Source organism: Mesorhizobium sp. M0048 (genome assembly GCF_040323405.1).
GTDB lineage: Bacteria > Pseudomonadota > Alphaproteobacteria > Rhizobiales > Rhizobiaceae > Mesorhizobium.
The window spans coordinates 220,337-238,692 of record NZ_JAMYUV010000005.1; the positions used below are offsets into that span (position 1 = coordinate 220,337).

General features: G+C 62.9%; 22 protein-coding genes. 11 read left to right on the top strand and 11 right to left on the bottom strand.

Going from position 1 to position 18,356, the window contains the following annotated elements:
• Positions 1–18: 18 nt before the first annotated feature.
• The gene (locus NKJ84_RS07955) at positions 19–780 is read right to left on the bottom strand and encodes a GGDEF domain-containing protein (RefSeq protein WP_352506024.1); all 762 of its coding nucleotides are present in this window, start codon (positions 778–780) and stop codon (positions 19–21) included.
• A 161-nt stretch (positions 781–941) separates the two neighbouring features.
• Between NKJ84_RS07955 and NKJ84_RS07960 the strand changes: the two genes are divergently transcribed.
• A complete protein-coding gene (locus tag NKJ84_RS07960) occupies positions 942–1,649 on the top strand; it encodes a pyrimidine 5'-nucleotidase (protein WP_352477037.1) in 708 nt (235 codons plus the stop codon).
• A 33-nt stretch (positions 1,650–1,682) separates the two neighbouring features.
• On the opposite strand, the gene NKJ84_RS07965 is transcribed toward NKJ84_RS07960, so the two are convergent.
• A complete protein-coding gene (locus tag NKJ84_RS07965; RefSeq protein WP_352506025.1) occupies positions 1,683–2,522 on the bottom strand; it encodes an LOG family protein in 840 nt (279 codons plus the stop codon).
• A 146-nt stretch (positions 2,523–2,668) separates the two neighbouring features.
• Between NKJ84_RS07965 and dapD the strand changes: the two genes are divergently transcribed.
• The 4 genes from dapD (at position 2,669) to NKJ84_RS07985 (ending at position 6,076) form a co-directional block, all read left to right on the top strand.
• A complete protein-coding gene (dapD, locus tag NKJ84_RS07970) occupies positions 2,669–3,523 on the top strand; it encodes a 2,3,4,5-tetrahydropyridine-2,6-dicarboxylate N-succinyltransferase (RefSeq protein WP_352506026.1) in 855 nt (284 codons plus the stop codon).
• Between the two features lie 30 nt (positions 3,524–3,553).
• Positions 3,554–3,931, top strand: coding sequence for a DUF805 domain-containing protein (locus NKJ84_RS07975; RefSeq protein ID WP_352455974.1), 378 nt, complete (start codon positions 3,554–3,556; stop codon positions 3,929–3,931).
• A gap of 21 nt (positions 3,932–3,952) precedes the next feature.
• Positions 3,953–4,741 (top strand): hypothetical protein, encoded by a 789-nt coding sequence (locus tag NKJ84_RS07980; RefSeq protein WP_352506027.1) that lies wholly within the window; start codon positions 3,953–3,955, stop codon positions 4,739–4,741.
• Between the two features lie 234 nt (positions 4,742–4,975).
• Entirely contained in the window at positions 4,976–6,076 is a 1,101-nt protein-coding gene (locus NKJ84_RS07985) for a GGDEF domain-containing protein (RefSeq protein WP_352506028.1), read from the top strand.
• Positions 6,077–6,161: 85 nt separating this feature from the next.
• Here the strand turns inward: NKJ84_RS07985 and NKJ84_RS07990 are convergent, their stop codons facing one another.
• A complete protein-coding gene (locus NKJ84_RS07990) occupies positions 6,162–6,296 on the bottom strand; it encodes a hypothetical protein (protein ID WP_352506029.1) in 135 nt (44 codons plus the stop codon).
• A 128-nt stretch (positions 6,297–6,424) separates the two neighbouring features.
• On the opposite strand from NKJ84_RS07990, the gene dapE reads away from it, so the two are divergent.
• Both dapE and NKJ84_RS08000 read left to right on the top strand, forming a co-directional pair.
• On the top strand, positions 6,425–7,624 hold the full coding sequence (gene dapE / locus NKJ84_RS07995) for a succinyl-diaminopimelate desuccinylase (protein ID WP_254815876.1): 1,200 nt from the start codon (positions 6,425–6,427) through the stop codon (positions 7,622–7,624).
• Positions 7,625–7,626: 2 nt separating this feature from the next.
• Complete coding sequence (locus NKJ84_RS08000; RefSeq protein WP_254815875.1) at positions 7,627–8,235, top strand: transporter; 609 nt, start codon at positions 7,627–7,629, stop codon at positions 8,233–8,235.
• Here the strand turns inward: NKJ84_RS08000 and truA are convergent.
• Genes truA through def form a run of 4 tightly spaced genes read right to left on the bottom strand, consistent with a single transcriptional unit; the run spans position 8,217 to position 10,973 of the window.
• The gene (truA, locus tag NKJ84_RS08005) at positions 8,217–8,972 is read right to left on the bottom strand and encodes a tRNA pseudouridine(38-40) synthase TruA (protein ID WP_352477029.1); all 756 of its coding nucleotides are present in this window, start codon (positions 8,970–8,972) and stop codon (positions 8,217–8,219) included. The genes NKJ84_RS08000 and truA overlap by 19 nt on opposite strands.
• Positions 8,973–8,990: 18 nt before the next feature.
• Positions 8,991–9,500, bottom strand: coding sequence for a GNAT family N-acetyltransferase (locus NKJ84_RS08010; RefSeq protein ID WP_254815873.1), 510 nt, complete (start codon positions 9,498–9,500; stop codon positions 8,991–8,993).
• On the bottom strand, positions 9,497–10,426 hold the full coding sequence (gene fmt / locus NKJ84_RS08015; protein WP_352506063.1) for a methionyl-tRNA formyltransferase: 930 nt from the start codon (positions 10,424–10,426) through the stop codon (positions 9,497–9,499). Before fmt ends, NKJ84_RS08010 begins: the two co-directional genes overlap by 4 nt.
• A gap of 16 nt (positions 10,427–10,442) precedes the next feature.
• Positions 10,443–10,973 carry a peptide deformylase gene (def, locus tag NKJ84_RS08020; protein ID WP_352477028.1) on the bottom strand — a complete coding sequence of 177 codons (531 nt, stop codon included), beginning with the start codon at positions 10,971–10,973 and terminating at the stop codon, positions 10,443–10,445.
• A gap of 103 nt (positions 10,974–11,076) precedes the next feature.
• On the opposite strand from def, the gene NKJ84_RS08025 reads away from it, so the two are divergent.
• Entirely contained in the window at positions 11,077–12,339 is a 1,263-nt protein-coding gene (locus NKJ84_RS08025) for a DNA recombination protein RmuC (RefSeq protein WP_352506030.1), read from the top strand.
• Between the two features lie 39 nt (positions 12,340–12,378).
• Here the strand turns inward: NKJ84_RS08025 and NKJ84_RS08030 are convergent, their stop codons facing one another.
• The 3 genes from NKJ84_RS08030 to NKJ84_RS08040 all read right to left on the bottom strand — a co-directional run bounded on the left by NKJ84_RS08030 (position 12,379) and on the right by NKJ84_RS08040 (position 14,760).
• On the bottom strand, positions 12,379–12,783 hold the full coding sequence (locus NKJ84_RS08030) for a GFA family protein (RefSeq protein ID WP_352506031.1): 405 nt from the start codon (positions 12,781–12,783) through the stop codon (positions 12,379–12,381).
• Positions 12,784–12,862: 79 nt separating this feature from the next.
• Positions 12,863–13,828, bottom strand: coding sequence for a cation diffusion facilitator family transporter (locus NKJ84_RS08035; protein ID WP_352506032.1), 966 nt, complete (start codon positions 13,826–13,828; stop codon positions 12,863–12,865).
• 122 nt (positions 13,829–13,950) lie between these two features.
• Entirely contained in the window at positions 13,951–14,760 is an 810-nt protein-coding gene (locus NKJ84_RS08040; RefSeq protein WP_254815869.1) for a transglutaminase-like domain-containing protein, read from the bottom strand.
• Positions 14,761–14,975: 215 nt separating this feature from the next.
• Here NKJ84_RS08040 and NKJ84_RS08045 point away from each other — a divergent pair, with 215 nt between their 5' ends.
• Positions 14,976–15,101, top strand: coding sequence for a hypothetical protein (locus NKJ84_RS08045; protein ID WP_013528464.1), 126 nt, complete (start codon positions 14,976–14,978; stop codon positions 15,099–15,101).
• A 179-nt stretch (positions 15,102–15,280) separates the two neighbouring features.
• Here NKJ84_RS08045 and NKJ84_RS08050 read toward each other — a convergent pair whose 3' ends face one another.
• Positions 15,281–15,709, bottom strand: coding sequence for a DUF6481 family protein (locus NKJ84_RS08050; RefSeq protein ID WP_023718183.1), 429 nt, complete (start codon positions 15,707–15,709; stop codon positions 15,281–15,283).
• A gap of 229 nt (positions 15,710–15,938) precedes the next feature.
• On the opposite strand from NKJ84_RS08050, the gene NKJ84_RS08055 reads away from it, so the two are divergent.
• Together NKJ84_RS08055 and NKJ84_RS08060 are read left to right on the top strand one after the other, a co-directional pair.
• Positions 15,939–17,000 (top strand): LLM class flavin-dependent oxidoreductase, encoded by a 1,062-nt coding sequence (locus NKJ84_RS08055; RefSeq protein ID WP_352506033.1) that lies wholly within the window; start codon positions 15,939–15,941, stop codon positions 16,998–17,000.
• 133 nt (positions 17,001–17,133) lie between these two features.
• A complete protein-coding gene (locus NKJ84_RS08060) occupies positions 17,134–18,294 on the top strand; it encodes an AI-2E family transporter (RefSeq protein WP_352477022.1) in 1,161 nt (386 codons plus the stop codon).
• Positions 18,295–18,356 lie beyond the last annotated feature (62 nt).

The window sequence follows — 18,356 nt, forward strand, 5'->3', positions numbered from 1 at the left end:
GAAGGCTCAGGGCCGAGCTCAGGCGGCTCCGGAAATATCGCGGTCGATGATCGACAGATTGCGGCCGCGATGCTTGGCCTCGTAAAGCCGCTGGTCGGCGGCGCGCATCAGCTCCGACACTGCGGCGTCCCTGCCGCAGGTGATGCCGCCAATACTGACTGTCAGCGGAACCGTTCGTTCGTCGACAGGCCGGAAACGGATACGCTCGACCTCACGGCGGATGCGCTCAGCGACGCGCCTGGCCTCGTGTTCGGTGGCACCAATCAGAAGGGCGCAGAATTCCTCGCCGCCGATACGCCCAAGCACGTCGCCGCTGCGCACGCCACGCTCTATCGCCTTTGCGATCAGGAGCAGCGCATCATCGCCGATCAGGTGGCCGTAGCTGTCGTTGATGGTCTTGAAATGGTCGGCATGGACGATCAGCAATGCCCCGCGATCGGATTTACGCCGAGAGCCGTCGAGGGCGGCAAAGAAACTTTCGCGGTTGAGCATGCCGGTCATGTCGTCGCGGCTCGCCTTGTCCGCCAGGCGCCGGTGCGCGGCTGCAAGCTGGGCATGATTGCGAGCAAGGTCGCGGTGCGCGTTCTTCACCTTTTCGCTTTGCCAGAATGCATAGGCGCCGGCGCCCCAGGCCAGAACGAGTGGGCACAGGGTGGATGTCAGCCAGATGGTGCGATTGATCGAAAATCCCATCGCCGGCACAACGATCAGCGTCGGCAGAAGTGAGGCGGCGACGGAGGCGAAAGCGATGGCGGCAGACTTTAGAAATATGTGATTCATCGCTGGCTCCCACTGCTCCGTCTTGGTGTCAGCAAGCGCTGAATGCCACCTTTCGGCGATGCTTAAAATGTTAATCGTTTCGCCATTTTCACCACTCTTGGCGGGCATAGGTTGTGGATAAACCTCCTGTTAGAAAGATCGTTTCGTGCCATAAGGACGGTATGACCACACTTCCCGACCCCGCCCGCTTTGCCCATGTCACCGACTGGGTGTTCGATCTCGACAACACGCTTTATCCGCACCATTCGAATCTGTTCTCGCAGATCGATGTGAAGATGACCGCCTACGTTGGAGAATTGCTGACGCTGCCGCGCGAGGAAGCACGCAAGCTGCAAAAGGAGCTCTACCGCGAATACGGCACGACACTGAACGGATTGATGACGCGCCACGGCATCGACCCCGACGATTTTCTCGAGAAAGTGCACGACATCGATTATTCCTGGCTGGTGCCCGATCCCGTCCTCGGCACCGCCATTCGCCAGCTTCCCGGCCGTAAATTCATCTTCACCAATGGCGATCGCCGGCATGCCGAACGCACCGCGCGGCAACTGGGCATTCTCGAGCATTTCGACGACATTTTCGATATCGTCGCAGCCGGACTGAACCCCAAGCCGGCGCGGCAATCCTATGAGAGATTTGCCGAACTCCACGCTGTTACCGGGCAAAATGCGGTGATGTTCGAAGATCTCGCCCGCAACCTGTCGGTACCGAAATCGCTGGGCATGACCACGGTGCTGGTGGTGCCGCGCAATTTCGAGCCGACCTTCTCGGAAATTTGGGAACGCGACCCGGCCAACGAGGATGATGTGGACTTCGTCACCGACGATCTCGCCGGCTTTCTCACGGCGATCGTCGAAGTCCCTGCTTGAGGCAGCCTGCGCGCTTCAAGTCCTGCTTGCTTGTCAAAGTTTATAGAAGCGGCTGACGATCCCCCAGGCCTCGTCGGCGGTCTCGACAAAATCGATGATATCCTGGTCGCCGGGAGTGATCGTGCCTTGCTCGGCGAGGAAATCGAGGTCGATTGCCCTTGCCCAGAAAGCCTTGCCGAACAGAATGACCGGCACGCGTTCCATGCGGCCGGTCTGGATCAGGGTCAGCGTTTCGAAGAACTCGTCCATCGTGCCGAAGCCGCCGGGAAATACCGCAACGGCCTTGGCACGCATGACAAAATGCATCTTGCGGACCGCGAAATAGTGGAAGTTGAAGCAGAGTTCCGGCGTCACGTAGGCGTTTGGCGCCTGCTCGTGCGGCAGCACGATGTTGAGACCGATCGACGGCGCGCCAACATCGTCGGCGCCACGATTGCCGGCCTCCATGACGCCCGGCCCGCCGCCGGTCACCACGACGAATTCGCGATAGTACGAGGTGGCCGACTGCTGTGAGCAGAGGCGGGCGAATTTGCGCGCCTCCTCGTAATATTTGCTGTTTTGCTCGAGGTTTTTCTTCTGCGTCTCGTTCTTGGCCGCCCAGGCTTCGCCGCCGGGCTCGGGGATGCGGGCGCCGCCGAACAGGATGACGGTCGATTGGATGCCGCGCTCGGCCAGGATCATCTCCGGTTTCAGCAGTTCGAGCTGCAGCCTGACCGCGCGCAACTCGCGCCGCGTCATGAAATCGGGGTCGTTCCAAGCCAGCCGATATGTCTCCGCGCGCGTTTGCGGCGTGTCCGGCACGCTTCTCGACCGCTCCAGATCCTCGTCCGAATGCGGCAGCGGCGTCCATCCCGCCTTTTCCATGGGAGTCATATTTGCTTTACCCGTCCAATTCATTCACTTGCGCCGTCCCGTGACGCTGCCGCGATTGACCCTCCCCAAGCCTTCACATAGGGTCCGCGCGACTTTCAAACAGGTTAAGGCGCCGGCCCTTAACAGCTTGGTAATGGAGCGAATTCATGTCGAAGCACGATCTCGCGAGCCTCGAGGAGATCATCGAGAACGCCTTCGAGGAACGCGACACGATTTCGACCGCAACCCGCGGCGAGACGCGCGAGGCCATCCAATCGGCGCTCGACCTGCTCGACCGGGGCGTCGCCCGCGTCGCCGAGCGGCAGGCCGACGGCAAATGGCACGTCAACCAGTGGCTGAAAAAAGCGGTGCTGCTGTCCTTCCGGCTCAACCCGATGGAGATCATCAAGGGTGGTCCCGGTCAGGCGGTTTGGTGGGACAAGGTGCCCTCGAAGTTCGACGGCTGGAGCGCCGTCGATTTCGAGAAGGCCGGCTTCCGCGCCGTGCCGTCGTCGATCGTGCGCCGCTCCGCCTATGTCGCGCCCGGCGCCGTGCTGATGCCGTCCTTCGTCAATGTCGGCGCCTATGTCGACAGCGGCACCATGGTCGACACCTGGGCTTCGGTCGGCTCCTGCGCCCAGATCGGCAAGAATGTGCATCTGTCGGGCGGTGTCGGCATCGGCGGTGTGCTGGAGCCGATGCAGGCGGGTCCCACCATCATCGAGGACAACTGTTTCATCGGCGCCCGTTCCGAAGTGGTCGAAGGCTGCATCGTGCGCGAGGGCTCGGTGCTCGGCATGGGCGTCTTCATCGGCCAGTCGACCAAGATCGTCGACCGCGCCACCGGCGAGATCTTCTACGGCGAGGTGCCGCCTAATTCCGTCGTCGTCGCCGGCTCGCTGCCCGGCAAGCCTTTTCCAAACAACGAGCCCGGCCCCAGCCTCTACTGCGCCGTCATCGTCAAGCGGGTCGACGCCAGAACCCGTTCCAAGACATCGATCAACGAATTGCTGCGCGATTGATCTTTCTCAACGAATACGGACGGAATTCGCTTGCCTGATAGATCAGACCTCATCTGGCTTTTCTTCAAAGCTTCGGGCCGCGTCAGCCGCGCGGCCTATTTTCTTGGAGGATTGCTGGTGGCCATCATACAGGCCTTCCCGCTCTACCGTTTCACGCTGGTGCCGGAAGGCACCACCGAGAGCAACATGTGGTCGTTTATTTTCTTCATCGCCTTCATTGCCTCGCTTTGGTCGAACGTGGTGCTGGCGGTCAAGCGGTTGCACGACCTCGACAAGCCGGGCGTTGCGGCGCTGGTGCTTTTCGTCCCGGTTGTCTCGATCATCGCTTTCCTCGTGCTTTGCCTGTTTCCAGGGCAACCCGGCCCCAACCGCTACGGCAAGCGCACCAATGCCCCGGCTGAACCCTGAGCGCCGATCGGACATTTCGTCATGCGCTACCGCTCGCTTGATCCGAAACTGATCCTCGAAACCGCCGAACGGCTGGAAGGGCGCGTCGCCGAGCGCTTTCCCGATGCAGGCTTGCGTGGCGTCGCCGCGGAGCTGGTGTCGCTGTCGCGCGATCTGGCAAAGGCAGCCAAGGCGCTGGAGGCGCCGATCTGGTGGCTGCGCGGCCTCATCATCGCCGCCTTCGTCGCCGGAGCGCTGATGTTCCTGTTCGTCGGCACAATCCTGCCGCTTGGCCGCATCTCGGGAAACCACGATGCCTTCCAGTCGGTGCAAGGAATCGAAGCCTCCCTCAACGTGATCATCCTCGCGGTGCTGGGCTTCCTGGCCCTGATTCGCTCCGAGGAGCGGATCAAGCGCAAGCGGGTGTTTCGCCAGCTCCACGGGTTGCGGTCGCTGATCCATGTCATCGACATGCACCAGCTGACCAAGGATCCGGCCGCACTTTCACCCAGTTTCAAGCCGACTGCCCATTCGCCAGCCCGCATCACCAACGCCGCCGACCTTGCCCGCTATCTCGACTACTGCTCCGAAATGCTGTCGATCACCGGCAAGATCGCCGCGCTGTTCGCGCAATCGGTGAATGACGCCGTGGTGATCGACGGCGTCAACGACATCGAGAACCTGGCTTCGAACCTCTCGCGAAAGATCTGGCAGAAGATCACGCTGATCGAAACCCCTCATGGGCAGCCGGCACGTGCGGCGAAGACCGATCCCGAGCCGGGTCCACCGCGTCGGCCTGCAGTCCGCAGACGACCGGGGCCGGCAAGCTAAAACCGGCGACCCGGCGGTCAGATCCGCTAGAGCGGCAGAGCGGGGAGTTCCGAAAGCCCGGTTTTGTGCCGGATGCTCTAAGCGAATGTTAATCACCCTGGCCCAGCATGCCGGCGAAGACTGTGTCGACCGGCACGGAGCGCTCGACTGGCAAGCGACCTATCCCTGATCACCAAGGAGCCGCGCAAAACGTGGAGCGCCGCCGCTCGCCTGTTTGCCTGGTTCTCTTCGCCAATGAAATTGGAACCGGAAGCTGTCCGCGCCCGGCTTCTCGACACCACCTTCGATCGCAAATTCGCAGTCCTGTTCGGCACCATCAGCGTTCTGTTGGTTGCGGTCAGCGCCGCTCTCGCCACCGGGGATTGGTGGCCCTACGCCTGGATTGCCGCCGACCTGATGCTTTTCACCGTCCGCGTTCTGCTGATGCGGGAATGCGAACAGGCCCGCACGCGCGGCTCGAAAGGGCCGCTGGCGGGCCTGATGACAGCCAGCGGCGTCTGGTCGGTCGTCTTCGGCCTCGGCTGCTATGGCTGTGTTGCCAGCGGGAATATGGCGCTTTCCGTACTTGCCGCCTTGAATGTCGCAGGCGTCGTCGGCGTGGTGTCGTCACGCAATGCGGCGACCCCGCGCTTCGCCATATTCGTCATGTTGGCCGTAAGCCTGCCTTACGTGGCCGGTGCATTGTTTTCTGCGGCGCCCGGAATGCCGATCGTCGGAATTCAAACGCCGTTCTATGTGGCCGGCGTCATCATCGTGCTGCTTCAGAACCACGCAATCAATGCCCGCATGATCCGCGCCGAACTGGACAATCGCGACCTGGCCATCAAGGACGCGCTGACCGGCCTGCCAAACCGCATCTTCCTGCAGGAGAAATTGCGCGACATGTGCCGCGAGCTTGCGGCGCCGGCCGCCAATGGCGGCAAGCCGTTTGCAGTGCTCAGCATGGATCTCGACGGTTTCAAACAGGTCAACGACCGTTTTGGCCACGCCGTCGGCGACGTGCTGCTGCGCAAGGTGGCCGAACGATTGAAGCGCGGCTTCCGTCCGGGGGACGTTGTCTTCCGCATTGGCGGCGATGAATTTGTCATCCTTTTGCCCGCAACCTCGGAGATCGAGGCCACCTACCTGGCAAAGCGGGCCATCGAAAAGGTCTCGGTGCCTTTCGACCTCGGGGTCGGTTCCGCTATCCATGTCGGCCTGAGCGTCGGCAGCGCCTTCGCACCCGCCGACGGCGGCGATCCGGAAATCCTGCTCACCTGTTCCGACCATGCGCTCTACGAAGCCAAGCGCACCGGCAAGGGCCGTTACTGGGCACCTGTGCGGGCTACCATCTGACGGCGACGGCTTCCGGCGACAGGCAGGGCGATCCGCTTCTCTCCTGCCCGGCCGGCCATGCCTTGCGTCGCGCCGCTCTTGACCGTTACTTGCCCGCCTTCTCGATGCGCGGCCGCGCCGGCAGAACCATTTGTCGCCCGGCAAGTATCGGGCAGCCGCCGGCGTAGCAGCCGATACTGCCGGCACCGGCGATTACGATTGTCTTGCCATGCGTGATCATGCGATGGCCCTGCCCTGGTCGAGAGGCCTTGCCGCAATTATACGACATGAAAACCATAATGTCGGCGGCATGTCTGGCCCTTATGTCTGGCCGTGACAGTCCCTGCGCTTTCGACTATCGCTTTGCCCATGACGCTGCCTACCGATCCGACCAGAAATCTGGCTGCTCTCATCCGCTGCGCTTCCGTGACGCCCGCCGAAGGCGGTGCGCTGAGCGCGCTGGAAGAAATGTTGAAGCCGCTCGGCTTTGCCGTCGAGCGCCCGGTGTTTTCCGAATCCGGCACACCTGACATAGAGAATCTTTACGCGCGGCGTTCCGGCAACGGCCCGCATCTGATGTTTGCCGGCCATACCGATGTCGTGCCGGTGGGCGATGAAACAGCCTGGACGCACCCGCCCTTTGCAGCCGACATCGCCAATGGCGAGATGTTCGGCCGCGGCGCCGTCGACATGAAGGGCGGCATTGCTTGTTTCGTCGCGGCGGTAGCGCGACACATCGCGCAGAAGGGCGGCCCGAAGGGGTCGGTCTCGCTGCTGATAACCGGCGATGAGGAAGGTCCGGCGATCAACGGCACGACGAAACTGCTCGAATGGGCGGCCGCCAAAGGCGAGAAATGGCATGCTGCGATCGTCGGCGAGCCGACCAATCCCGACGCGCTCGGCGATATGATCAAGATCGGCCGGCGCGGCTCGCTATCGGGCACGGTCGTCGTCAACGGCCGCCAGGGACACGCCGCCTATCCGCAGCTGGCCGACAACCCGGTGCGCGGCCTGGTGACGCTGGTCGACGCCTTGCTTCACCCCGTCTTCGACAACGGAACAAGGGATTTCCAGCCGACCAATCTTGAGGTGACCTCCATCGATGTCGGCAATCCTGCCACCAACGTCATCCCGGCGAAGGCGGCGGCTACCTTCAATATTCGCTTCAACGACACATGGACCGCCGAGACGATCCAGGCCGAGATCCACAACCGCCTCGACCGGGCGGCGAAACGCAAGAAATACCGCGCCGGCAAGAAGACGCCCGTCGACTACGAGATCGCTTGGCGCGACGGACCGAGCCACGTTTTTCTGACACGCGACGACAGGTTGATCGAGACGCTTGGCGGCTCGATCAAGGCGGTGACCGGCAGGAAGCCTGCGCTCTCCACCTCCGGCGGCACCTCCGATGCCCGCTTCATCAAGGATTATTGTCCGGTGGTCGAATTCGGCCTTGTCGGCAAGACCATGCACATGGTCGACGAACGCGTGGCGATTGCCGACCTCGAGACGCTGACGCAGATTTATCTGCGCTTCGTTGAAGACTGGTTTGCGCAGGACATATCCTAGTGATGCTTTCAGCGGATGAAACCTACGCTTCGCTTGCCGGTGCCTGGCGGCTGATGCTCGGCAAGGCCGACGGATTTCGTCTGCTCGACCTTTCGGCGGACGGATTCTGGAACTCCTTTTTTGCCATCGTCGTCGCGGCGCCGGCACTGATCGTCGGCTGGGTCGGTATTGCCAACGAGATCGGCGACCCCAACGCATTCGTCGGCCGTTTCAGCATGTTGATCCGCCTGGCCACCGTCGATATCGGCGCCTGGGTGCTGCCGCTCATAGGCCTCGCGCTGGTGGCGCCGCGGGTCGGCGTCGGCGGCCGTTTCGTCCATTATGTCGTGGCCAGCAACTGGGCCTCGGCGATCATCGCCTGGATGATGCTGCCATCGGCGTTGATCCGGCTTTTCCTGACGTCGGCCAACGAAGTCTCCGGACTCGTGTCGCTGCTGTTGTTTGCGCTGTCGATGGTCTTGACCTGGCGGATGACCAACGTTGCGATCGGCAGGGGTGCGGCCGTCGGCAGCGCCGTTTTTGCCGGCATGTTCGTGGCCTCGCTGATCGTCCTGTTCGGACTGCAGGCGCTGCTCGGGATCAGCGTTCCGGATCAGCCAGGCGTCGGGTAGTCGACGCCGACGAGAAACAGCCCGTCGGGCGGCGCCACCTGACCGCAGGCCGCACGGTCGCGCGCCTCAAGCGCCGCCTTGAGGTCGGCAACAGTCCAGCCGCCTTCGCCGACGCGTTTGAGCGAGCCGACCATAGAGCGCACCTGGTTGTGCAGGAATGAGCGCGCCGAAGCGCGGACCTCAATGAAATCGCCCGCCCGGCTGACATCCAGCCGGTCGAGTGTGCGGACCGGGCTGGAGGCTTGGCACTGGGTCGAGCGGAAGGTGGTGAAATCATGCCGGCCAAGCAGCACCTTTGCCGCTTCGTGCATGGCCCCGGCATCGAGCTGCTTCGGTACCCACCAGATCTTGCCCTTGTCGAGCGCCGCCGGCGCGCGGCGATTGACGATGCGGTAGAGGTAATGGCGGCCGATCGCCGAGAAACGCGCATCGAAACCATCCGGCACGGAGGCGGCCTTCAGGATGGCGATGCGCACCTTGGCCGCCTGCAGATGCGCGTTGACGGCGTCGCGCACCTTGTCGCCGGGCCATGCCTTGATCAGATCGACATGCGCCACCTGAGCGGTCGCATGGACGCCGGCATCGGTGCGGCCGGCGGCGCGCAGCGAAACCTGCTCGCCACAGAACTTCTCGATCGCCTGCTCGATCGCCTGCTGCACCGAAGGCTGGTTGGCCTGGCGCTGCCAGCCGGCGAAGAGACTGCCGTCATATTCGATGTCGAGGCGAAAACGCGGCATTCCCGGATCGAAGCGAAATCAGGCGGCGAGGGCTGAGCCGAAGGCCGAGGCGTAGACCAGCCTGCCGGTCTCCGGCGCCTCGCCCCAGGCAAGCGCCTGCAAAGCCTCGCTTTGGTACTCGCTCTCGAACTTCGCTGCACGGGCGCGGCTGTAACCGAAACGTCCATAGTAAGCGGGATCGCCGAGCACCACGGCGAGCGTCTCGCCAGCAGCCTTCAGGCGGATATGCGCCTCGCGGACCAGCGCACCGCCGATGCCGGTGCCGTGGAACGACGGCTCGACCGCCAAAGGAGCCAAAGCCACCGCCGGGAAGCTCTTGCCGCCATTCTGCACGAAAAGCCGTGAAAACAGGATATGCCCGACCACTTGCCCGTCTTCGTCCGCCACCAGTTCGACGACGGCATCACCGCCGGTGACCAGCGCGTCGACCAGTCCGGCCTCCGTCTGCTGGCCGAATGCGTGTTCTTCGACTAGGCGGATCGCCTCGCGGTCCCGCGGCGTCGCCGCGCGTATGGACATCATGCTCATGACAATTTCATTCCTTTTTCGAGCTTGGCCCCGCGCAGAAACTCCTGCGCGGCTATGGGCCTTGCGCCCGCACGTTGAACTTCGACCAGCCTGATCGCGCCTGACCCGCAGGCGACCGTCAGCCGGTCATCGAGAATTCCTCCCGGTTCGCCGGCGCCTTGCGAGAGCGTCGAGCGAAGCAGTTTCAGCCGTTCTACACGGCCGCCGATTTCGGCCTCGCACCATGCACCGGGAAAGGGCGACAGGCCGCGAATCTGGTTGTGCACGTCGCCAGCAGGTCGCAGCCAGGCTATGCGAGTCTCCGATTTATCGATTTTCTTGGCGTAGGTCACCCCCACCTCCGCCTGTGTGGTAAATGTCAGCGTATTCCGCTCCAGCCGCTCGAGCGCTTGCACCATCAGCGCAGCACTGAGGACCATCAGCCGGTCGTGCAGATCGCCGGCCGTCATGTCGGGTCCAATGGGACATTTTTCAACCATTGCCACCGGCCCGGTGTCGAGGCCTTCGTCCATCCGCATCACCATCATGCCCGTTTCGGTATCGCCGGCCATGATGGCGCGCTGGATAGGGGCAGCGCCGCGCCAGCGCGGCAACAACGATGCGTGGCCATTGAGACAACCGAGCCGCGGCGCCTCGAGAATGGGTTTGGGCAGAAGCAGCCCGTAGGCGACGACCACGGCGACGTCGGCGCGCAAGGCGCGGAACGCCTCCTGCTCCGCCTCGCTCTTCAGCGACACCGGCGTCCGCACCTCGACGCCCAGCCGCTCCGCCTCGCGCTGCGCCGGCGACCGCGTCAGTTCGAGCCCGCGCCGGCCGCCGGCGCGCGGCGGCTGCGTATAGACGGCGGTCAACCCGTGCCCGGCCCCGGCAATCGCCCGCAGCGTCGGCACGGAGAATTCGGGCGTACCCATGAAGATGACACGCAGGGGCATTCGTCGACCCCTATCCCACCATCTTGCCCGGCGCCTTGTCCCTGGCGAGCTTTTTGAACTTCTTGACCACCATGTCGCGCTTCAGTTTTGAGATGTGGTCGATGAACAGCACGCCGTTGAGATGGTCGATCTCGTGCTGCAGGCAGGTCGCCATCAGCCCCTCGGCCTCGATCTCCTGCAGCTTGCCGTCGCGATCGAGATACTTCACCCGCACCGCGGCGGGGCGCTCGACTTCGGCATAGTAATCGGGGATCGACAGGCAGCCTTCCTCATAGACCGAACGCTGGTCGGAGCTTTCAAGGATTTCGGGATTGATGAAGACGTGCGGCGCCGGCGTCTCGTCCTCCTTGGCGAGGTCGATCACCAGCATGCGCAAGGGTTCGCCGACCTGGATCGCTGCGAGGCCGATGCCGGGCGCGTCATACATAGTGTCCAGCATGTCGCCGGCCAGTTTGCGCAAATCGCCATCGACACGCTCGACCGGTTTTGAAACCTGGCGCAGGACGGGATCGGGGAGGATGATAAGCGGCTTGATCGACATGGCGTCTCACCTAAGACCTCGCAGGAAAAGCGTCAACCGGGACGGCTTCGGGTCGTTCACGTTTTGATCTGTGCCGGCAGACCGAATCATCTATGCTGTCGGCATGAACGATCTGGCCACCATCCTGTCCGAACCTGTCGCCCGCCTCGGCGCCACCACGCTCACGCTCGGCCAAGCCCTGGGTTTCGGCGCAATGCTGTTCCTTGGACTGTTCGTGGCGCTCGTCGTTGCGCTCTGGCGATCGGCCAAGGCGCGTGCAGTGGCGGCCGCCGAAGCCGCCGACCACGCCCGTGACGCCGAGGTGCGGATGGCCGGCATCTTGGCAAGCCAGGCGGAAATGCAAGGCCGCATGGGCGCCATCGCCGAAGTGTTCGGGGCGCGCCAGGCGGAACTGACCCAGTCGATCGGCCAGCGCCTCGATGCCATGACCGGCCGCCTGGGCCAGACCATGACCGAGCAGACGAGATCGACGCATGAGAGCCTCGCCAAGCTGCAGGAACGGCTGGCGGTTATCGATATCGCGCAAGGCAATATCCAGTCGCTGGCCGGCCAGGTCGTGCAATTGCAGGCGATCCTTTCCAACAAGCAGACGCGCGGCGCCTTCGGCCAGTCGCGCATGGAGGCCATCGTCGCCGACGGATTGCCGCACGGCGCCTATGAATTCCAGGCGACCTTGTCGAATGGCAGCCGGCCCGACTGCCTGGTGAAGATGCCGAACGGCGCGCCGTCACTTGCCATCGACGCAAAGTTTCCGCTCGAGGCGTGGAATGCCATCCGTGCCGCCGAAGGCGCCGACCTGCAGAAGTCGGCAGCACAGGCTTTCCGCCGCGACATCGAGGTGCATGTCCGCGATATTTCCGAAAAATACCTGATCCAGGGCGAGACGCAGGACACCGCCTTCATGTTCGTGCCCTCGGAATCGGTGTTCGCCGAAATCCATGAGAATTTCGAGGCCGTTGTCCAAAAGGCGCATCGATCGCGGATCGTCATCGTCTCGCCATCGCTTTTGATGCTGTCGATTCAGGTCATCCAGGCAATCCTCAAGGATGCCCGCATGCGCGAGCAGGCGCACCTGATCCAGGGCGAGGTCATCCGGCTAATGGAAGACGTCTCCCGGCTCGACGAGCGGGTGCGCAAATTGCAGACGCATTTCGGTCAATCGGCCAAGGATATCGACGACATCCTGGTCTCGACATCGAAGGTGACCCGGCGCGGACAAAAGATCGAGGCGCTGGAGTTTGGCGTGCAGCCGGCGGAGGATACCGCTGGTTCGAATGGCAGCGGAGCAAAAGCGGAAAGCAGCCCGCGCGTCGCTGATTCGAAAACCGGGCAGTTGAGGCTAAGGGTCGTCGAAGGCGACGATTGAGAGCTACGCCGGAACCGGAGGCTTCACCCGGATCTGGCGCTACTGCTCCTCGATGATGGTCGTGCCTTCGAATTCCGGCAGCCAATGCAGCGCCGAGCGGTGCCAGATCTGCTTTTTCGGCACCAGTTGCTCGCGTTGCCGTGCCGTGCCGACCCTGATGCCGTAAACCTTCGGTCCCTCGCCCGCCGACGTGGCGTAGAGATGCGAGCCACACTCACCGCAAAACGCCTGGGCGCGCTTGGCGCCGCTCGAACCGGTCTTGATGTAGATTTTCGGCTTGCCCTTGGTGATCCTGTAATTGTCCTGGGACGCCGGCACGGTGACGCGAAAGGCCGTTCCGGTTAGCTTCTGACAATCGATGCAGTGACAAATGGTGGTCTTTTCCGGATCGACCTCGGCCTCGTAAGTGATGGCGCCGCAATGACACCCGCCGTCGATTTTCATCTTCGTTCCTCCCGAGCTTTTGCCTGCGATCATAACCGGGACTGTCCGATGGCGCATCGATTTCCTCAAGCCATTTTCCTTAGGCCGGTTCTTGTCCGGATGCCCCCGCCAAGGCCTTGCTCCGGCGTTCCCAGGTGCCGGTGGTCTGAGGCTTGACGAACAGCCGCGTCACCTCCGGCATCTCCGCTTTCAGCCGCGTCTCGAGGCGTTCGACGCAGGTCTCTATCTCGGGCGCCGACAAGTGGTCCTCGAACTCGATGCTCAGAGCGGCGACGATCTCCTGCGGACCCATATGCAGCGTCAGCGCGCCATTCGCCCGCTGCACCGCCGGGTCCTGCTGGACGATGTCCAATACTTTCATTTGCACCTCGGGCGAAGCCGGCTCGCCGAGCAGCAGGCTTTTGCTTTCGCGCGCCAGGAAGATCGCGGTTGCGCCCAGGATCAGCGCGATGCCGATCGACGCGGCGCCGTCGAGCTTCGGCATGTCCAGCAGTTCCGCCGCCGATATCCCGGCGAAGGCGACAACGAGGCCGAGAAGTGCCGCGCTGTCCTCGAAGAGTACGGTGTAGACACTAGGATCCTTGCTGAGCTGCACCGCCTCGAGCCAGCCGTGGCTGCCTTTTTGGTGGCGGAACTCCTTCAGCGCCACCAGCCAAGAGGTGCCTTCGAAGAGGAAGGAAAGGCCAAGGACAGCGTAGTTCACCTTGGCGTTGGCAATCGGCTCCGGCGTCATGATGTGCGTCACGCCTTCGTAGAACGATATGCCGGCGCCCAGTGCAAAGACGAGGAGCGCAACGATGAAGCTCCAGAAGTACAGCTCGCGGCCATGGCCGAGCGGATGCGTGCGGTCGGCCGGGCGCGCGGCACGGTGCATGCCGTAAAGCAGCAGGCTGCCATTGCCGGTATCGACGAGCGAGTGGACGCCTTCCGAGAGCATTGCCGAGCTGCCCGTGAACAAGGCAGCGGCGAATTTGGTCAGTGCGATCGCAAGATTTCCGGCGAGCGCCGCATAGATCATTTTTTTCGACCCGCCATGCGCCGCCATGGTGTGCTGCCTTGGTTGATGCACCGAGATTGGCGGAGCGTCCGCCCACGCTCCACAGCTCTCACAACGCCTGAAGCGCCGAGTTGTTCACAAAGTCAGTTATCCAAAAGGGCGGGGCGGGGCTATTCGACGACCTCGTCCGTCCAGACCTTGAAGCCAGCCAGCGCGCCCGGCCCGAAAATGTGGGTCAGCGGCACATCAGCGGCATCGCGTCCGGAGGCGATCAGGATACGGCCGATGCGCGGCGCGTTGTTGCGCGGGTCGAACGCGTGCCAGCGGCCGCCGAGATAGACCTCCATCCAGGCGGCGAAATCCATGTCCGACCACGGCTTTGGCAGGCCGATGTCACTGATATAGCCGGTGCAGTAGCGGGTTGGAATGTTCAGGGCGCGGCAGAAGGCAACAGCGAGGTGAGCAAAGTCGCGGCACACACCACTCTGCTCGCGATAGGCTTCGGCGGCGGTGCGTGTCGGCCGTGCATTGAAGTAGTTGAAGACGATGTGGTTATGGACGAAGTCGCAGACCGCCTGGACGCGCGGAATGCCGAGCGGGGTGCTGCCGAACAGCCGCCACGCTTCATTCGACAGCACGTCGCTCTCGCAATAACGGCTGGGCAGCAGGAACAGCAGCGTCTCCGACGGCAGATCGCGCACCTCGTGCTGCCACGCCGTCAGCTCGCGCGTCTCGAAGGAGCCGGGGTCGCGGATGACCGCGTCGGTGCCGAAGGCAAAGCGCCCGGCCGGCGCAACGAGACGGTTGCACCAATTGCCGAAACTGTCGCGGTAGCTCTCGATCGGCACCGGCGGGTTCGACGTCAGGAAGTCCGGCCGCTCAAGATCGGATGCGCGCGAATAATGGACATTTAGCATCGCGATCAGCGGTGTTTCCTGCGGGAAGTCGAAGCTCATCTGGCAACCGATGTGGATCCGCATTGTCGTCCTGACCGGCCTGCCTGATCATCAGCCGGCGAAACGCGAGGGCTGATGCTGCAGTGCGAAGAAGACCATGGCACGGACCGCTGCGGTTTACGAGGGAATTAGAAACCGGTTAACAGCCATCGGTCAGGGCGACTGCCCGGCAGCGGCCTCTTGCAGTCGAGCGTTTTCTCTTGTTTCACTTCGCCAGACGTCAACTGGAGGAACGAATCATGGCTAAGGGTGCGATGAAGGCAGGCAAGGAAGCCCGCAAGCCGAAGAAGGACGCGAAGAAACCAGCTCCGGCGCCGGCCCTGAAGGCACCGCCGGTGAAGGCGATGAAGCTGAAGGACAAGTAGGGCCGCAGCTACCGTTTCGGCTTATTTCGACCGGCCGCAAACGCGGCCGGTATGATTGTTCACTAAGCTCACGCGCATCCCCTATGGATGCGGCGAAGATAGATTTCGCGCATTTAAGAAATCGGCCGAAAGCCATCGAAACGGAGCGTTCCGATGGCTTGAATCAGTGCCGGAAGGCGTTATCGCGCGGAGAAGCCGGGCGGCGTCCTGCCGGTGCGCTGCTTGCGCGCGGCATAGCGGGCGTCACGCTTGGCCTTGCGTTCGGCCTCGTCGGCAAGAAAACGGGCGATGCGCTCGTTCTCTTCAGCTTCCCGGATCTTCGCTTCGGCCTGTGCGGCCTCTTCGGCGGCGATGCGTGCCGCTTCGGCGGCTGCCTCGCGCTCGGCCTTTTCGGCCGCTTCGCGCGCCAGCTTTTCCTGCTTCAGCCTGGCCTTTTCGGCCTCACGTATCGCGCGGGCCTCGAGGATCGCCTTGCGCTCGGCCTGTCGTGCCAGCACCGCTGGATCATCTGCCGCCGGCTTTGCCTTGAAGCGCTCCAGAAGCGCCTTCTTTGCCTCGTTCGCGGCATTGCGCCGCTCGAAAACGTCTTTTTCCCTATAGATAGCCAATTCCACTTCCCTGAAGTCAATTTGCGAGGCTTACATACGCGTGAAAACCGAGAGTTCAAGCGCCAAAACGGTATGCCAGCCATGAAATTCTGATCTGTTGCAGCCGGGAGACGCCATTTCGATTGAATTCGGCTGAGAGGCACCCGCACTGTTCACCATCCAGGCATCTGGCGGGGCGGCGGACTGATCGCTACCTGTAGCGCCAGGACAAACCCTGGGATGACACACTATGGAACTCGGTCTCTACACTTTCGCCGACGTCAGCCCGGAACCGGGTCCCGGTGCGATCGGTGCGCACGAGCGGCTGCGCAACTTGATCGAGGAGATCGAGCTCGCCGACCAGGTCGGGCTGGACGTCTTTGGTCTCGGCGAGCACCACCGTCCCGACTACGCTGCCTCCGCTCCGGTTGTGGCACTGGCGGCGGCCGCCGAACGAACCAGGCGCATAAGGCTGACCAGCGCTGTCACCGTGCTGTCGTCCGACGATCCGGTGCGCGTCTTCCAGCAGTTTGCCACCCTCGACCTTCTGTCCGGCGGCCGGGCGGAGATCATGGCCGGGCGCGGCTCGTTCATCGAGTCCTTTCCGCTGTTCGGCTACAATCTCGAAGATTATGACGAGCTCTTCGCCGAGAAGCTCGACCTGCTGCTCGCCATCCGCGATAATGTCAAGGTGACCTGGTCGGGCAGTCTGCGCGCTCCGATCAATGATCGCGGCGTCTATCCCCGGCCCTTGCAGGACAAATTGCCGATCTGGATCGCCGTCGGTGGAACGCCGCAATCCGTCGCCCGCGCGGGCGTGCTCGGGTTGCCGCTGGCACTGGCGATCATCGGTGGCGAGCCGGCGCGGTTCGCACCGCTGTTCGACATCTACAGGGATGCAGCCAGACGCGCCGGCAACGATCCGGCAAGCCTTGCCACCAGTCTCAACGTGCACGGCTTCATCGCCGACAGCACGGACCAGGCAGCCGACGATTTTTACGGGCCGCAGGCCGAGGTGATGAACCGTATCGGCCGCGAGCGCGGCTGGGGGCCGACATCGCGGGCGCATTTCGACCAATCGCGCGGCCCAAACGGCGCGCTGTTCGTCGGCAATCCAGAACAGGTGGCCGAGAAGATCATTGCCCAGCACAGGATATTCGGCAACGACCGCTTCCTGCTGCAAATGGCGATCGGCACCATGCCGCACGCCAAGGTGATGAAGGCCATCGAACTCTACGGCACCAAGGTGGCGCCGATCGTGCGCCGGGAAACTGCGAGGGCCGTTCCCGCCGTGGCGGCACCGGTTGCCTGATTCCCAGTCACCTGATTCATTGGCAAGGCCGCGCGGCGGCCTTGCCGGTGACGCCGGCTAACGGAACCTTGAAGCGACAGAGGCGTTTTCGCCAACGGTCTGCACCAATCGCGGTGTGCCGCCGAGGGTCAGAATGAAAGCCGAACCCGCCGCTTCGGGCGCAAGCGCTGCCGAAAGCCCGGATCCGCGCGTCGAGGCACGGGCGGATGCGCATCTGATGCGTTCGCTGCTCGTCGGCATCTTCATCCTTATGGCGATCTACGCGCTTTACTTCGCCCGCGCCTTCTTCATGCCGGTCATTCTGGCTTTCCTGCTGGCGCTGACGCTGACGCCGATCGTTCGCTTCCTGCGCAAGCATGGCATGCCCGATGTCATTTCGGCGACACTGCTGGTGCTGCTTTCGTTCTGCCTCGTCGCCGTCGCGGGATATCTGCTCAGCGGCCCGGTCATCGACCTCATCAACAACACCTCCACGATCGGCCAGCAGCTTACCGAACGTCTGGCACAATTGCGCCGTCCGTTCGAACGGATCGTGGAGATTTCGCGCCAGATCGAGGGCCTGACACAGACTTCCCAGGAGCCGGGCGTTCAGAGGGTGGCGATGGCGCCATCCGGTATTCTCTCGCAGGCGGCCGGCAATGTGCTGTCGGCTGGCGTCAGCGTTACCATCGTCTTCGTCCTGTCGCTGTTCCTGCTCGCCTCGGGCACGATGTTCTATGAAAAGATCGTCCAGTCCTTCCCCAGTCTCAGCGAAAAGAAGCGGGCGCTGCGCGTCGTCTACGACGTCGAACGTGAAATCTCGCATTATCTGCTTACCGTCACGGTGATCAATACATGTCTCGGCATTGTCATCGGGCTCGGCCTTTGGGCGCTCGGCGTGCCCAACGCGCAGGTCTGGGGCGCGGCAGCGGCTCTGCTCAATTTCCTGCCTTATATCGGGGCGCTGACCACCATCACGCTGGTCACGATCATCGCGCTGATCAGCTTCGACACGATTTCCTATGCGCTGCTGGCGCCGGCCTTCGTCCTTATGTGCGATGTCGTCGAAGGCCAGTTCGTGACGCCGACGGTCGTCGGCCGCCGTCTTGAGATCAACGCAGTGGCGATCCTCATCGCCATCGCCTTCTGGTCCTGGCTGTGGGGTTTCGTCGGCGCCTTGCTGGCGGTGCCGCTGCTGGTCGTGATCAAGGTGTTCTGCGATCATTTCGACGGCCTCAGTCATGTCGGCAATTTCCTCGCGGCGCAGCATACGGCGGTGATCGAGGACGAAGAAATTCACGAGGCGAAAAAGTAGCGGCTTAAGGGTCAAAAACGTCCCCCGATTGGATCACGACCTTGCATCGGTGGCACGTCCGT